Raw genomic sequence first — 17,478 nt, 5'->3', positions numbered from 1 at the left:
TTGTGTGAAATCAAAATTATTCTCATTGTTTGAGTAAATTCGATTTCTGGGTACTCAATGAGTGATATTTTTTATTATTTATTAAAAATAGTTGATTGTCTTGAGGTTGTAATATTATAATTTAACTCAACCAATGATTTTTTCTTTAATCCATAATCCTATATTGGGGGATTTAATGAAAAAAATAGCTTTTGCTCTTGCATTGGGAGTTTTATCAATCACAAATCGTTATCTTTAAACCAAGTCCAATGGATATTGCCGAACCGTTTAAAACGACAGTCATGTTTTTGAGGGGGCATAGGAAATGCTTCGGGGAAAAGGTAACTGAACTTTGTTGGTAAAACGTAAAGCTAAAAATATCGACAAAATCGATCCGGAAATAAGTAAATGTACAGCTTTACTCTTTCGGCAATGAGTGTGCTGCGCTGTGGTATCAAGGTATTCAGCGTGGCATTTGTGTCTGGTTTTTTAGCAAAGCTGAAGCTATTTTGCTCGGCTCACATATTTGCTCGCTCGTATTGAGTGTTTAACTTACTGCTAAAAGCTAACAAATTGAGCAATGAAACCATCATGGTAGGTAAAGTTTCTGTTAGTGATGAATAATCGTTTTAGAGGTTTATATTTTAGCTTATAGGGCTGGCTCGACTGTGTCGTTGGTTGCACATATACCAAGATAAACATATGGACGAATTGATTCAAGTCCAATTATTAAATGCTCTGAGAGAATGATAAATCTCGATTATTTAGACGCTATAAGGGGAAATTTTATGCTGGAATGTAGATGGTTTTATTCCTGAAGATAACCCTGAATTAAAAGGATAAGTAAATATATGAATAAGATTTTTAAAGTCATTTGGAATCATGCTACTCAAACATGGACTGCTGTATCGGAGCTTTCTAAAGTCAAAGCAGTTTCCTCTTCTTCTACTTCAAATAGGCCTGATTCATTGAGTGCTAATTTAATCAAAACAATTGCAATTACACTGCCATTTGTGGTTACACCTCTTGTGGCTAATGCGTATGTTGAAATGGCAGGTGAACCACACACAGGACAAGGCAACCTTAGTGCGGATGCTAAACCTAAACCTGGAGGTACTACTACTTGGGCATACGATTATAAAAATCCAGGCAATAAATCCTATCATGATGCTAATCAACAAGGTAATTTTGATAATGGTTATTCAAATCAAGGAGAAGTTGCATTTGGTATCGCAATTGGTAATAAGAGTAATGCTGTTCACAAGAATGGCTCTTCAAATGGTATTGCAATCGGTGATTATTCCCAAGCTACAGGAGGATTATCGATGGCTGTTGGTGCATTTTCTCGCGCAGAAGATGTAGGTTCAACGGCAATTGGTACTGCAGCTCGAGCCAACGGGTTTAACTCTCTTGCTATGATGCGTCAATCTGCTGCGATTGGTAATTATTCTGCTGCAATCGGTTCTGTAGCCTATGCAAAAGGAAATGCAAGTTTTGCGTTTGGAGCTTCCGCGACATCAAATGGTAATCAATCTATTGCGATTGGTAATACGGCTCCAAAAACTCTTGATGGTTTACCTGGCGAAGGGGAGGCGAAAAGAACCAAGTATGATGGTTTAAATAATACTCAATCAAATGGTGACCGTTCTGTGGCAATTGGTTCGGGAGCGAAAACAAATGGTAATGATTCCTTTGCATTTGGTTCATTAGCCAGCACCGGTGAATTTTATTCAGAGCATGATAGCTACTTAGGTGAAAAAGTAACTAAACCTGGTTCTTCTAGTGCTGAAAAAGCTATTGCATTTGGTACAAGTTCAAAAGCAACGGGGAATTCGTCTATCGCTTTTGGTTACAATTCATTGGGTGCTAAAACCAATTCTATTGCATTTGGCGTAGAAGCTAAAGCACATAAGAATGATGCTGTCGCATTTGGTAGTAATGCTAATGCAACTGAGGCTAACTCAATTGCTTTCGGCAGTAATGCCCAGGCGTTACATGAAAATGTGATAACTATCGGTAAAAACTCAAAAGCGACTAAAAAAGGTTCGATGAGTATTGGTGAGAGCGCAATATCTAATGCTAATAACTCATTGGCTTTAGGTAACGGTACTATTGTTAATCAAGAAGACATTAAAAACAAAAATGCAAAATATACAAATGATAATTTTGATGTCGAGCGCGGTGTTGTTGCTATTGCAAATAAAGGTGCTGAGCGCCGTTTAGTTAATTTAGCAGCAGGCCGTGAAGACACTGATGCGGTAAATGTTAAACAATTATCTGAGGTTAATGATAATTTAGCAAAATCTATTGCTGGAGATGGTTATATCGGTTATAGCATTGATAGTGCTACTGGTCGTTACACTTATAAAGCACCTGAGTTTGATATTAAAAATCAGAAACTGAATAATGTAAAAAAAGCGGTAGAACTTGCTCAAACCAACTATGTAAGTGTTAATGCTGATAAAACTAAACAAAAAGAAACCAATAGTAATTATGATAATTTAGGTGCAAAAGCTACGGGATCTATTGCATTGGGTGAAATGACCGGTACAGGAACAAATGCAAAAGATTCAATTGCTATCGGACATAATACTAATGTAAGCGGAGCTAATACTATTGCTATTGGCGCAAATATTACTGTGGGTACAACCGGTTCCGTCATTCTTGGTGATAATTCTACGACTACAGGATCACATGCAACTGAGACAGTCGCAAATAAAACGATTGGTGGACATACTTACAATTTCAGTGGCTCTGTTCAGGATTCAGGTCGCTTTGTAAGTGTTGGTGAAAAAGGTAAAGAACGCCAAATTAAAAATGTAGCGGCGGGGCATGTTGAAGCTAATTCAACTGACGCGATTAATGGTTCTCAGTTGTATGCTGTTGCATCACGAATTGAACAAGGTTGGAAAATCACAACGGATAAGACCGGTTCAGGTGAAGTAAGCGGCAATAAAGAACAAAAAATAGCAATGGGTGATACGGTGAAAATCACTGCGGGCAATAATATTAATATTACGCAAAATAATGCTAATTTAACAATTGCGACTAAAGAAAACGTTACCTTTACGAAAGTGACAACAGGTAACACAACTTTAGATGATAAAGGTTTAACAATTGAAGATGGGCCAAAAATCATTAAAGATGGTATTGATGCGGGTAATAAAAAAATTACCAACGTTTCAAATGGCACGATTAATGCAAGCAGTAAGGATGCGGTAAATGGTTCTCAACTTTTTGCTACAAACCAAAATGTTACAAATAATGCCAATAATATTGCTAATAACACTCAGAATATTTCTAAAAATACAAGTGAAATTGCTAAAGGTTTAAATTTCCAAGGGGATAATACAGGTGTAACTGTAAATCGTAAACTAGGAGAGACGTTAAATGTAACCGGTGGTGCTGCGGAAAATAATTTATCAGACAATAATATCGGTGTTGTTGGAACTGCAGGCTCCAGTCCGGCACAAGGTGGTTTAGCAATTAAATTAGCAAAAGATCTTAAAGGTTTAAATAGCGTTAATGCTAAAGAAATTAAGCTTGGTGATCAAACGAATAATACGACTATTAAGTACGAGGGTAATCGTATTAAATATGGTGATCAAAGTATTGCTAATTTAGGTGATGAAAAACATATTACAAAAGGTGAATACTCTGTTCAGAATGATGGTTCTGTAACAATGACGTATACCGATGGTAATGGAAAATTAGTTGCAAATGAAACAGCAAAAATCACAGGAATTGCCAAACAAGATCTTTCCAATATTAATAATGAAGGTGAAACTAAGATCAAAAACTTAGCGAAAGCTACAATTAATATGGAAGATGGTAAAAATACTAAAGTATCGTACCGTGATGTGAATGATGTTAAAACATTTAAGGTAGATGTCGAGGGTGCTTTAGCGAATATTACTTCAATTACTAACGGTAATGGATCAGGTAAAGTTGAGTTCAAACCAGATGGTGTGGTGAATGTCAGCGGTAATAAGTCAATCAGCCTAAATGGTAAAGATGGCCACATTACAGGTTTAACCAATACTGATTGGAATGTAACCAACCCAACTCCGGTATCCGGTCGTGCAGCTACGGAAGATCAATTAAAAACGGTATCTAATGTAGTAAACACTAAAATTGGTGATAACAGTATCAAATTAGGTGGTAATTCAGGTACAACTAATGAACAAAAACTATCCAAATCGGGCGGTTTGCAATTTAATGTTGTAGGTGGAGATAGTGCTAAATATATATCAACAAGCGCAACAGGTACGGATGTTGCTGTTGATTTAACACAAGATACAAAAGACAAAATCGACAATGCGGCGGATAAAAACCTAACCAATATTACTAATGAAGGTAAGAAAGTCATTACTGGATTAGGGACAGTTGTTGAAGCCGGCAATAACGTAGTTGTAACCAATACAACTGATGCTGCAACAGGCCAAAAAACTTATACCGTTAGTGCAATAGCTCAAAACTTAGGTGACGCAGAACTATCATACAAAGCTAATGGTGAGAATCCACAAAAAGTTAAAGTATCACAAGGCTTAGATTTCACAAATGGTAACTACACAACCGCAACAGTAGGTACGAATGGTAAAGTTCAATACGATGTAAACGTAGGTAATATTACAACCGGAGCAGATGGTAAAGCAGGTATTGATGGCGCAAATGGTAATACTATTGCAACAGTGAAAACTGTAGTTGAGGCAATTAATAACAGTGGTTGGTTAGCTAATGCAACAAAATCAACAGGTGAGCTAGATGGCACATCAGTAGCAACTAAAGTAACACCAAGTGCGGTCGTAAATTTCGATGCCGGCAAAAACTTAACGGTTAAGCAAGATGTGACGGATCCTAATAACCAAACTTACACTTATTCTTTAGCCAATGATATTACGATTGGTGAAAAAGGTGAACCTGGCACACCAGGTAAAGACGGAGTTGACGGTAAGATCGGTATCAATGGCAAAGACGGTTCGGCTGTAGTTATTAATGGTAAAGACGGATCTATTGGCTTAAATGGCGCAAACGGTAGTAATGGCTTAACGATCAAAGGAGATAAAGGTTCAGTTGGCGTTGATGGAACGGATGGTGCTAACGGTAAAGATGGTATGACCCGTATTGTTTATAAAGATGATAAAGGTACGAATCACACCGTTGCAACATTAGAAGATGGACTAAGATTCACTGGTAATAATGAGTCTGTTGAAAATAAACATAAACTGAATACTTTAGTAAAAGTACAAGGTGAAGGGGTTAATGAAGCTACAGCTAAAACCTTTGAATCTGCTGCTGGCAATATTAATGTTGTCGCAGATGGTAGCAATAAGTTAGAAGTTAAACTTAACAAAGATATTAACTTAACTGATAGAGGTTCTGTAAAAGTAGGCAATACTACTGTAAATAATAGCGGTGTTACTATTACTAACCCGACTGATACAACTAAAACAGTATCTTTAACAGATTCAGGTTTGAATAATGGTGGAAACCAAATTAAAAATGTGGCCAATGGTACGAATCCTACAGATGCAGTTAACTTAAGCCAGTTGGATTCAGTGAGAGCGGCAGAACGTCATATAAAACCGGGCGAATACCAAGTGGATGATAGCGGCGCAGTAACCATGACTTATGTTGATGGTGATGGCAAGGACGTTACAGGTGAAGCCAAAATCACAAATATTGCAAAATCAGATTTAAAAAATATTACTAATGACGGTAAGAAAGTGATTACCGGTTTAGGTTCGATTGTTCAATCCGGTAGCAAGAATGTTACGGTAACACCAAGTGAAGACCAGACAACAGGGCAGAAAACTTATACGGTTTCTGTTGCAGAACAAAATCTGGGTGATGCTCCATTAGCCTATAAAGCAAACGGTAAAAATAATCAAACTGTTACTTTATCAAAAGGATTAAACTTCACAGATGGTAACTATACAACGGCATTGGTAGATAACGATGGTATTGTTAAATATGATGTTAAGTTAGGCGCAACTCCAATTACCCCAATAGATGGTAAGAATGGTAAAGATGGTGCAAATGGTATAGCAACAGTTCATCAAGTGGTTGATATCGTAAACAATAGCGGATGGAATGCAAATGCAACCGGTAATGTAAACGGTAGTTCTGTAGCGAAAACTGTAAAACCTGGCACAGTAGTTAATCTGGATGCGGGTAAAAATTTAACTGTCACTCAAAGTGGTGCTGATGAAAATCAAACCTATAGCTTTGCGCTGAATAAAGACTTAACTAATTTAGATAAGATTGTTGTAAACGGAAAAAATGGTGCTGATGGTAAAGATGGTGTGACAATCACAGGTCCTAATGGACAAAATGGTGAAGATGGCAAAGTCAGAATCAGTGGTAAAGATGGCAAAGATGCAATTTCTATCTCCGGTAAAGATGGAGTTGGTCACATTGGCTTAACTGGTCCTAAAGGTGCTGATGGTAGTGATGGCGTATCAGCTGATATTTCTGTAAAAGAAGGCAAAGCTGGCGTTGACGGTGAAGATGGTAAAGATGGAATTACCCGTATTGTTTACAAAGATAAAGATGGCAAAGAACATGAAGTGGCAACGCATGATGATGGTATGAAATACTATGGTGATGCAATTGCAAATACTAATGTCATCAAAAAACACCTAAATGAACAAGTAAATGTTATAGGTGGTATTACAGATAGAAACGAGCTTTCAGAAGAGAATAACATCGGTGTTATTTCCGATGGAGCTAGTAACCTAACCGTTCGTTTAGCTAAAAATCTTAACGGTATTAATTCGATTGGTGGAAATAACTCATCAATTGTCTTTACCGGTAAAGATAATAATGATCCAAGCAAACCTGCTGTAACCATTAAGGGCGGAGATGTCAGTGTTGATGGTAATAAAATTACGAACCTTAAAGATGGTAATGTAAATGCAACATCTAAAGATGCTGTAAATGGTTCACAACTTTATAATGCAACCAATGCAATCAACACGAAAGGTTTGGATTTTGGCACTCAATCAACAGGTAATGATTCAGTTATTCATAAAAACTTAGGTGAGAAACTTGAGATTGTGGGTAAAGGAGAAAAGTCAGATACTGAGTATGATGCAACTAACATTAAAACCATCACTGAAAATGGTAAAGTTGTTGTCGCTTTAGCGAAAGATTTAACAGCAAATAAAGTCACTGTTGGCGAGAAAGGTGCTAACGGGAAAGATGGTATTGACGGTACTATCGGCGTGAATGGCAAAGATGGTTCATCAGTAGTTATCAATGGTAAAGACGGCTCAATCGGCTTAAATGGCAAAGATGGAGCAAATGGTTTAACCATTAAAGGTGCCGATGGAAAAGCGGGTGTTGATGGAAAAGATGGTGAAAGTAAAACACGCATTATTTATGAAACCAAAGATCCTAAAGACCCGAGTAAAACTATTACCGAAGAAGTGGCAACGCTTAACGATGGATTAAAATTCAAAGGTGATGACACTACAGTTATAGCCAAAAAGCTAAATGAACAATTAGAAATCGTTGGTGGTGCGGATAAAGCTAAGCTAACAAAAGACAACATCGGAGTTAACAGCAAAGATGGTAAGTTAAATGTTCAATTATCAAAAGACCTTAACGATATTGAGACTATTACAAATGGTCAGTCAAGTGTTGTGCTAAGCAAAAATGGGGGGACAACCATCTCTGGGGGCGATGTCAGTGTCGATGGCAATAAGATTACTAATGTTAAAGCTGGTGATGTAACTGAAACATCTACTGATGCAGTGAATGGTTCTCAGTTATATAACGTTCAGAAAGATCTTACTGTTAAAGGCTTAGACTTTGAAGCACAGTCCGGTGATGCTATTCACAAAAATTTAGGTGAAAAACTTGAGATTGTAGGTAAAGGCACACAAGCTGATGATCAATATGATGCAACAAATATCAAAACCATGACTAAAGATGGCAAACTCGTTATTGGTTTAGCTAAAGATCTCACTGCAGATAAGGTGACAGTGGGTCAAAAAGGTGAAAATGGTAAAGACGGGGTTGATGGTCAAATTGGAGTGAATGGCAAAGATGGTTCATCAGTGGTTATCAATGGTAAAGATGGCTCAATCGGCTTAAATGGCAAAGATGGAGCAAATGGTCTAACCATTAAAAGTGCGGATGGAAAAGCGGGTGTTAACGGAAAAGATGGTGAAAGTAAAACACGTATTGTTTATGAAACCAAAGATCCGCAAGATCCGAATAAGACCATTACCGAAGAAGTGGCAACACTTAACGATGGTTTAAAATTCAAAGGTGACAAAGGTGACTCGATTGCTAAAAAACTCAATGAAGAGCTAGAAATCTTAGGGAAATTAAATGCGAATGCTAATGTTACAGATAAAAACTTACGTGTTGATAATGAAGGTGGTAAGTTAATTCTTAAAATGGCTAAAGAGCTACAAGATTTAACAGGCGCACACTTCATTGATGAAATGACAGGTAATAAATCTGTTATCAATGGCAGTGGTTTAACCATTACACCAAAAGATGCGCCTGCAAATAAAACGGTTAGTTTGACAGACAAGGGGTTGAACAATGGCGGAAACCAGATTGTTAATGTTGATAGTGGTTTGAAGGATGCTAATGGTAATAAGGTATCTTTAACAGATGCTAAAGGTGATACATTAAACAATGCTGTTAATGTTGGTGACTTAAAAGAATCCATTAGTAACATTACTGACCCATCAAAAGGCGGCGGATTTGGTTTAACGGATGAAAAGGGTAATGACGTTAAAGCAAAACTTGGTGAAACAGTCACCGTGAAAGGTGATGGAAGTGTAATCACTGAAGTCGTTAATGAAAATGGTAAAGCTAAGTTACAGGTCGGCTTAAATAAAGATGTCACTATTGGTAATGATCAAGAATCCGGTGCTATCACTGTTAAGGGTGAAAATGGCCAGGATGGAGTTTCTATCAATGGTAAAGATAGCTCTATTAGCTTGAAAGGGGCTGATGGCAAGGATGGCATAGCCTTGAATGGAAAAGACGGAACTATTGGTATTAACGGTAAAGATGGTTCGAGTGGTGCAATTACCGTTGCGCAAGGTCAAGCCGGTCTTGATGGTAACGACGGTAAAGATGGCAAAACTAAAACTCGTATCGTTTATGAAAAATCAAATGGTGAAACCGAAGAAGTGGCAACACTTAACGATGGTTTGAGATTTACCGGTAACAACGAAGTCGTTAATAACCATAAATTAAATTCTGTTGTGACCATTAAAGGTGAAGGTATTGATAAAAATGCATCTAATAACTTTGAATCGGCAACAGGTAACATTAATGTTAAAGCTGATGGCAAAGGTACTTTAGAAGTTCAATTAGCTAAAGACTTGAAAAATGTTGATTCTATCTCGAATAAAGATGGTCAAAAAATTGAGTTTAAAGCAGGTGGAACAACGATCTCTGGGGGACATTTAAGTGTTGACGGTAACAAGATCACTAACGTAAAAGCGGGCGAAAGCGATACTGATGCAGTTAATGTGAAACAGTTAAAAGATGGTATTGCTCAAGCAACGACAAAGGTTGATGCAGGTAAAAATATCGAAGTGATACCAACAAAAAATGCTGATGGTAGCACGACGTATACTGTGAAAACCAAAGATGATGTTGATTTCACTTCTGTAACCACAGGTAACACAACTATGAATGATAGTGGTATCACAATCAGAGCATCTGACAATGGTAAAACCAATGTGACATTAACCAATAAAGGGTTAGATAACGGTGGTAACAAAGTTGTAAATGTTGCTGATGGTGAAATTAGTTCAACATCCAAGGATGCGGTAAACGGTTCGCAATTACACAACATTCAGCAAGAACTGGCTAGAGAAGGTTTGAACTTCAAAGGTCAAAGTGGACAGATTATTCATAAAAATCTTGGTGAAACACTTGAAATAGTCGGTAAAGGTGAGAAAGCCGATACTGAATACGATGCAGTGAACATCAAAACTTATGAAGAAAATGGCAAAGTTGTTGTCGCCTTAGCGAAAGATCTAACAGCAAATAAAGTCACTGTGGGTGAAAAAGGTGCCAATGGTAAAGACGGTGCTGATGGCTCTATCGGTGTGAACGGTAAAGATGGCTCAGCAGTAGTTATCAACGGAAAAGACGGTTCAATTGGCTTAAATGGTAAAGATGGCAAAAATGGCATTTCTATCAAAGGTCAAGATGGTAAAGTTGGCGTTGATGGGAAAGATGGTGAAACTCGTTTGGTTTATGTGGAAAAAGACAATCCAAATAAAACTCACGAGATCGCTACTACTGATGACGGCTTGAAGTTCACAGGTAATAATGAAGTCGTGAACAACAACAAACTTAACAGTAAAGTTACAGTGAAAGGTGAAGGTGTTTCTAAATCACAATCTGAAAACTTCAAATCCGCAAAAGGTAACATTAATGTTAAGGCCAACGGTAAAGGCACTTTAGAAGTCCAGCTTGCAAAAGATGTTGACCTTGGTCATGATGGTTCTGTAAGGGCAGGTAATACCGTTGTAAACAGTCGTGGTGTTTCTGTGAAAAATGGCCCTAGCATGACGACTGATGGTATTAATGCAGGCAATAAAAAAATTACCAATGTCGCACCTGGTGAAGTTTCCGCAACTTCGACTGATGCGGTGAATGGCTCTCAGTTATACGCAGTTAATCGAAATATCAATAATATTAACAGTAATGTTAATGGCTTAAATAACAAGATTAACAAAGTTGATAAAGATCTGAGAGCGGGTATTGCAGGGGCAGCTGCGATTGCCGGGTTACCACAGGTTAGAGGAAATGGAAAATCCATGGTTGCCGTTGCAGCGAGTAATTATCGTGGTGAAAATGCGGTAGCCTTAGGTTATACCAAAGCCAGCGATAACGGAAAAGTACTACTGAAATTAAGTGGTAGTACCAATACTCGTGGTGATGTTGTAAGTGCGGTCGGTCTTGGCTATGAATGGTAATTCGTATTCATAGCTGAATCCGATGTTATAAAGCTCAATCTCTTATCTAAGAGATTGAGCTTTATTTATTATAGCTAGACAAAGTCTAGCTATAAAAACCATACGCTATGCGTATGGAATCAAAGAGCTTAAGCGGTGAACGGAATAAAAGAATCCTCCTATAATGAATAAGGCTGACAACCAAAATTCAGAATATAGGAGGATAAGTCATGGCAAGTAAATCCAATGACGACTCAAGTCTATCACATACAAGATGGAGCTGTAAGTATCATATTGTCTTTATTCCGAAGTATAGAAGAAAGGCAATTTATGGAAAATTGCGAGTAGATATAGGCGGTATTTTAAGGCAGTTATGTACTTACAAAAATGTAGAAATTCTAGAAGCATATGCGATGAAAGATCATATTCATATGTTAGTCAAGATTCCCTCGAAATTGGCAGTATCGAGTTTTATGGGTTATCTGAAAGGGAAGTCATCGCTAATGATATTCGAAAGACATGCGAATTTAAAATATAAGTATGGAAATCAGAATTTTTGGGCGAAGGGGTATTATGTAAGTACGGTGGGTCTAAATACGAAGGTAGTAGAAGAATACATCAGGAATCAAGAGAAGGAAGATATGATTTCAGATAGTTTATCGAAGAAAGAATATGTGGACCCCTTTAAGGGGTAAGCCATAGAGTTATTGTGCGGTTGTCAGTTTTTCACATGCCCCTTGAGGGGCATGTGAAGTCCTAGGCCCTTATAGGGTAGCCTAAAAACCGCACGTTTTACGTGAGGATTGTTATTGTAGAAGATCAAACCCAATCTGACAGTCTCTTGTTTAAAATCTCATATCCGCTAGCTTGCTTTAAGCTTAAATTTTTACCTAATCAAAAATGGGATTATCTAAGGCAAATTTTCTTACCTATTCCTCTATTATTTTATTTATTTGGCTTTAGAAATATCTCATTCATAGGTCAGTATATGAAATAGAAAAGCCCTGATATTACAGGGCTCTGAGCTATTTTGAAATGAATTGAAAGGCTATGAAAAGTGGGATTTTTATTCCCATTCAATCGTTGCGGGTGGTTTTCCGCTTACGTCATAGACGACGCGGGAGATACCATTAACCTCATTGATAATTCGATTAGAGATTTTTCCTAATAACTCGTATGGTAAGTGCGCCCAATGTGCGGTCATAAAGTCGATAGTTTCAACCGCACGGAGGGACACAACCCAATCGTATTTGCGACCGTCACCCATTACGCCTACGGATTTCACCGGGAGGAACACGGTGAAGGCTTGGCTGACTTTGTAATACCAATCCGCTTTATGTAATTCTTCGATGAAGATCGCATCGGCACGACGGAGGAGATCGCAGTATTCTTTTTTCACCTCACCTAACACACGTACCCCTAACCCCGGACCCGGGAATGGATGGCGATTGAGCATTTCTGCCGGTAAACCAAGCGCTAAGCCGATTTTACGCACTTCGTCTTTGAATAGTTCACGCAATGGCTCGACCAAGCCGAGTTTCATATAATCCGGCAACCCCCCCACATTATGGTGTGATTTGATAACATGGGCTTTGCCTGTTTTGCTCGCAGCGGATTCAATGACATCTGGATAAATCGTACCTTGTGCCAACCATTTCACATTTGGCAATTTTTTCGATTCATCATCAAACACATCAACGAACACTTTACCGATAATTTTGCGTTTTGCTTCCGGTTCATCCACTCCTGCCAATTCGTTTAGGAAACGATCTTCCGCATTCACCCGAGTGATATTTAAGCCGAATTTATTACCGAACATTTCCATCACTTGATCGCCTTCGTTTAGGCGTAACAAGCCGTTGTCCACGAAGACGCAGTGCAAGTTTTTACCGATTGCTCGGTGCAATAATAAGGCGACAACCGAGGAATCTACCCCACCTGATAAGCCTAAAATCACCTCATCATCGCCCACTTGGGCTTTAATGCGGGCTACGGCATCTTCAATGATATTTTCTGCCGTCCATTTGGTTTCACAGCCACAGATATTCACCACGAAGTTTTTCAATAATTCCAAACCGCTTTTTGTGTGGGTGACTTCAGGGTGGAATTGAACACCGTAGAAATGACGATTTTCATCAGACATGGCAGCAATCGGGCAAGTTGGCGTTGTACCTGTAATAGAAAAGTTATTGGGTAAACGGGTCACTTTATCACCGTGGCTCATCCAAACATCTAATTTATTATCGCCATCGTTGAGGTTTGCAAAAAGTGCGGTCGAATTTTCCAATGAAACGGAGGCATAACCAAACTCACGGTGATCGGAGGTTTCCGTTAAACCACCCAATTGCATTGCCATAGTTTGCATACCATAGCAAATACCCAACACTGGGACACCGGCATTAAAAACATATTCTGGCGCACGAGGGCTGTTTGCTTCCGTGGTGCTTTCAGGTCCGCCGGAAAGAATAATCCCGGTTGGATTAAACTCACGAATTTGTTCTTCCGTGACATCCCATGCCCAAAGTTCGCAGTAAACCCCGATTTCACGCACACGGCGAGCAATGAGTTGGGTGTATTGTGAACCAAAGTCTAGGATCAGAATTTTATGGTGGTGAATGTTGTTCATTTAAGTTCTCTTGGTGATTAAGTTATTTTTTTGATTCGTTACAGTCGGATGTTTTAAGAACTTGCAATCCTTCTTTTTTATAAATTGCAAATGCACCTTGACGACAATGAGAGCCAAAAAGATCGGTAAATTGTCTTGTCGGTTTTCCTTGAGCAATTAAGTATAAGTTACCTTTTTCATCAGTTTGTTGCTTTTTGATTACCCAATTATTTTTCTGTAAAGATTTGAGCACGCTTTCTTTTGATTGTCCTTCATACATATCTGGTACTCCGCTTGATGACCAGTCATTTACACAAGCTGATAATAGTAATGCAACAGTCAGAATAGTTAATTTTTTCATAATTTTCCCTTATAAGCTATCTTATAAAACTTAAAAGAATTAACTGAACTTTAAACTCAAAGAGGTGGAACAAATTCCACCTTACGATATGGTTTAAAGATTACCCCATCCGATAATTCGGGGCTTCTTTGGTGATGGTTACATCATGAACATGGCTTTCTTTAATGCCTGCACCGCTGATACGCACAAACTCTGCTTTGGTGCGGAGTTCATCAATAGTGGCGCAACCGGTTAAGCCCATACAAGAACGCAAACCGCCCATTTGTTGATGGATGATTTCTTTTAAGTAACCTTTATATGGAATACGCCCCTCAATACCTTCCGGCACGAGTTTGTCAGCAGCATTGTCTGATTGGAAATAGCGGTCTGATGAACCTTTCGCCATCGCCCCCAATGAACCCATACCACGATAAGATTTAAAGGCACGGCCTTGGTAAAGCTCAATTTCACCTGGGGCTTCTTCCGTACCGGCAAACATTGACCCCACCATCACACAGCTCGCACCGGCAGCGAGGGCTTTGGCAATGTCACCGGAGAAGCGGATACCACCGTCGGCAATAACCGGAATGCCACGATCTTTCAAAGCTTCTGCCGCATCAGCAATCGCCGTGATTTGTGGCACACCCACACCGGTGACAATACGAGTAGTACAGATTGAGCCTGGCCCGATCCCTACTTTCACGGCACTTGCCCCGGCATCAGCCAATGCGATTGCCCCTTCAGCTGTGGCAATATTACCGGCGATGATAGGAAGGTCAGGGTATTTGGCACGGGTTTCACGCACACGTTGTAGTACACCTTCGGAATGACCGTGTGATGAATCGATTAACAACACATCCACGCCGGCTTTGACTAACGCATCAATGCGTTCTTCGTTACCCGGGCCTGCACCCACTGCCGCACCCACACGCAAACGCCCAAACTCATCTTTACAGGCATTCGGTTTGCTTTCGGCTTTTTGATAGTCTTTTAGAGTAATCATCCCTTTTAATTTGAAATTGTCATTGACTACCAATACTTTTTCCACACGATTTTCGTGCATCAAGCGGAAAATTTCTTCGCGAGTCGCCCCTTCTTTGACGGTGACTAATCGCTCTTTAGGGGTCATAAAATCCGCTACCGTTTTGCTTAAATCTGAAATGAAACGGGTATCACGCCCTGTAATGATGCCGACTAAATTTTTCTCTGCATCAACCACCGGATAACCGGCAAAACCGTTTTTCTTGGTGAGTTCAGCCAGTTCTGCAAGCGTGAGGGTAGGGGATACGGTGACTGGTTCGGAAACGATACCGCTTTCAAATTTTTTCACCTTACGCACACGATCCGCTTGGCGTTCAATGGACATATTTTTATGAATAAAACCAATGCCGCCTTCTTGAGCAAGAGAAATTGCCAATTTGGTTTCGGTTACAGTATCCATTGCCGCAGAGAGCATAGGAATATTCAAACGAATGGTTTTAGTGAGTTGGGTCGAAAGATTAGCGGTGTTTGGAAGCACGGTAGAATGTGCTGGGACAAGAAGAACATCATCGAAAGTGAGGGCTTCTTTTTTGATTCTAAGCATAGCAATATTTCCGTCGTTAAAAATGAATGTTAAAAAATATTGCGGCGGCATTATACAGATTTTGTCCCATTTTGAAAATGAAATTTTTAGGTTTTATGCTATGATCAGCAAACGTTTTCGTGATAGGAAAAAGTATGAATTTGGCATTGTTAAGCTGTTTGTCTGATTGCATGCCTAAAGTGCGGTCAGAATTGGCGGAATTTTCACAAAATATTACTTTTGATGTGCAGCAATTGCGGGCATTGGGGCTAAATATTGAAGAAAATACCGCATATTATCAACTCATACCACAATTACCTTTATTAAATTCTCACCAAATATCAACCGCACTTTCACCTTGTCGCGTGCATTATTATCCGGTTATCACTTCCACAAATGAGTGGATTTTGCAGAATATTGCCCATCTTCAAAAAGGCGATCTTTGCCTTGCGGAATATCAAACAGGTGGGCGAGGACGACGGGGGCGTCAGTGGTTGTCGCCTTTTGCTGGTCAAATGATATTTAGCTTTTATTGGACGTTTGATCCGAGAAAATCTATTGAAGGGCTCAGTTTGGTGGTGGGTTTGGCGATTGCAGAAACCTTTGGTGTGCAAGTGAAATGGCCGAATGATATTTTATTTGATGGGCGAAAGCTGGGCGGTATTTTAGTTGAAATTGCGAATGTAAAAAACGGTGGGGTAAACCTCGTGATAGGCGTGGGCATTAATGTGTCACTGCCGGAAAAAACAGCCATTAACCAACCCTATGCGCAATTGTGTGAAATCGATCCCAATTCGGATCGTCAGACATTATTCCCTAAATTAATTCAACATCTTTATACACGTTTGGAACGTTTTGAAAACAGTGGGATTGATGAAGAATTTCAACAATCTTGGCAGAAATACAACGCCTTTTTACATCAAGCGGTGAATGTGATTACCGAGCAGGGTATCGTCTCAGGTATTGAGCAGGGCATTGATGAGAGAGGCTATTTGCAAGTGCAATATGGAAATGAACGGCGTACTTTCAATGGTGGGGAGGTTTCCCTTCGCCGAAAATAAGTGCGGTCAAAATTTTCGCTGTTTTTAACCGCACTTAATACTAGATCACTTTTTGCACTAATGCAGAAATATCACTCTCGAACAGCTCTTTTTCAGCCATTTCAGCGATTTGACTGTGGGTGTAACGCTTGGCGTTATACAGCGCTACAATACTGGTATCACCAATTTGCAAGAAGTTGTGTTCGCCAAAATCGGTGTAACGTGTTGCGCCAATGCTGATGATCGCCTGTTTCGGATAATTTGCGGCTTCAAGTAAAGCGGCAATATTATTCATCGGACCTTCATCAGGCTGATTATTCATTCGGTCGATAATCCAATCCAATAATTTTTGATGAAAATAACTATACCCCACCGCAGGGCTATCAATACCGTACTCATTCATCACGCCATGGCGTTTGTGGAAACAGGCGATGTGGAAATCGTCCAATACACCGCCTGCATTGAAATGCTCCAATGGCAGCCAATTTGCCGAAATGCCTTTAGATTTTTCGCCCCAGTTCTTTTTTTCACAAATTTTGCGAGCGTTCGGACGGCGGATTGAGCAATCGTTATAGGCGGCAAAATGCGTTGGCACAAGGGCTGAAACGCGATTTTCGGCGTAGTGAATTTCACACAACAACGCAATTTCAGGCTCAATTTGTAAATTATCGGCATCATTGGGAAAACGGATTTCAGAATGGGAAAGGGGGTAAGTGGAAAGGAATTGATACTCGCCTAACGTTTCACTCGGCACATAAAACGGGAAAATCGCCTTGGGCTGCACCGCTTCTACCGTTTTCACTTGCAAAAAATCCGCCGCTTCGCCCGCTTGCTCCAAATGCCCCGCAAAATTGCCTGCCACGCCTAATCCGATAAAGCTGTTGTTCATTGAGTTCTCCTTTTTGTAACAAGATTGGTTGAATTTTACTGTTTCTATGTTAGAAAATCATTAAAAGATCAGCGTGAAATTTATCCGATTAGGATGAGATTTAATCAAAAGATCATTT

7 protein-coding genes are annotated in these 17,478 nt (G+C 39.4%); 3 read left to right on the top strand and 4 right to left on the bottom strand.

Going from position 1 to position 17,478, the window contains the following annotated elements; genetic code table 11:
- The first annotated feature begins 830 nt into the window (after positions 1 to 830).
- Together BKG94_RS00840 and tnpA are read left to right on the top strand one after the other, a co-directional pair.
- Positions 831 to 10,943, top strand: coding sequence for a YadA-like family protein (locus BKG94_RS00840; protein WP_143538881.1), 10,113 nt, complete (start codon positions 831 to 833; stop codon positions 10,941 to 10,943).
- A 209-nt stretch (positions 10,944 to 11,152) separates the two neighbouring features.
- Positions 11,153 to 11,617 carry an IS200/IS605 family transposase gene (tnpA, locus tag BKG94_RS00820; protein ID WP_077433294.1) on the top strand — a complete coding sequence of 155 codons (465 nt, stop codon included), beginning with the start codon at positions 11,153 to 11,155 and terminating at the stop codon, positions 11,615 to 11,617.
- Between the two features lie 371 nt (positions 11,618 to 11,988).
- Here tnpA and guaA read toward each other — a convergent pair whose 3' ends face one another.
- From guaA to guaB, 3 genes are all read right to left on the bottom strand, one after another.
- Positions 11,989 to 13,548, bottom strand: a complete 1,560-nt coding sequence (guaA, locus tag BKG94_RS00815; protein WP_077433292.1) for a glutamine-hydrolyzing GMP synthase — start codon at positions 13,546 to 13,548, stop codon at positions 11,989 to 11,991.
- Between the two features lie 22 nt (positions 13,549 to 13,570).
- Positions 13,571 to 13,888, bottom strand: a complete 318-nt coding sequence (locus BKG94_RS00810; RefSeq protein WP_077433290.1) for a hypothetical protein — start codon at positions 13,886 to 13,888, stop codon at positions 13,571 to 13,573.
- A 100-nt stretch (positions 13,889 to 13,988) separates the two neighbouring features.
- On the bottom strand, positions 13,989 to 15,452 hold the full coding sequence (gene guaB / locus BKG94_RS00805; protein WP_077434080.1) for an IMP dehydrogenase: 1,464 nt from the start codon (positions 15,450 to 15,452) through the stop codon (positions 13,989 to 13,991).
- 134 nt (positions 15,453 to 15,586) lie between these two features.
- Between guaB and birA the strand changes: the two genes are divergently transcribed.
- A complete protein-coding gene (gene birA / locus BKG94_RS00800) occupies positions 15,587 to 16,492 on the top strand; it encodes a bifunctional biotin--[acetyl-CoA-carboxylase] ligase/biotin operon repressor BirA (RefSeq protein ID WP_077433288.1) in 906 nt (301 codons plus the stop codon).
- A gap of 40 nt (positions 16,493 to 16,532) precedes the next feature.
- Here birA and BKG94_RS00795 read toward each other — a convergent pair whose 3' ends face one another.
- The gene (locus tag BKG94_RS00795) at positions 16,533 to 17,360 is read right to left on the bottom strand and encodes a DUF5718 family protein (RefSeq protein WP_077433286.1); all 828 of its coding nucleotides are present in this window, start codon (positions 17,358 to 17,360) and stop codon (positions 16,533 to 16,535) included.
- Positions 17,361 to 17,478 lie beyond the last annotated feature (118 nt).

This window comes from Rodentibacter ratti (assembly GCF_002000485.1).
GTDB lineage: Bacteria > Pseudomonadota > Gammaproteobacteria > Enterobacterales > Pasteurellaceae > Rodentibacter > Rodentibacter ratti.
Note: the sequence above shows the minus strand (reverse complement) of the source record. Positions and strands in the feature narration are given on the sequence as shown.

Coding starts and splice junctions, on each gene's coding strand:
- BKG94_RS00840 (WP_143538881.1), top strand. CDS start 831: ATGAATAAGATTTTTAAAGTCATTTGGAATCATGCTACTCAAACATGG.
- tnpA (WP_077433294.1), top strand. CDS start 11,153: ATGGCAAGTAAATCCAATGACGACTCAAGTCTATCACATACAAGATGG.
- guaA (WP_077433292.1), bottom strand. CDS start 13,548: ATGAACAACATTCACCACCATAAAATTCTGATCCTAGACTTTGGTTCA.
- BKG94_RS00810 (WP_077433290.1), bottom strand. CDS start 13,888: ATGAAAAAATTAACTATTCTGACTGTTGCATTACTATTATCAGCTTGT.
- guaB (WP_077434080.1), bottom strand. CDS start 15,452: ATGCTTAGAATCAAAAAAGAAGCCCTCACTTTCGATGATGTTCTTCTT.
- birA (WP_077433288.1), top strand. CDS start 15,587: ATGAATTTGGCATTGTTAAGCTGTTTGTCTGATTGCATGCCTAAAGTG.
- BKG94_RS00795 (WP_077433286.1), bottom strand. CDS start 17,360: ATGAACAACAGCTTTATCGGATTAGGCGTGGCAGGCAATTTTGCGGGG.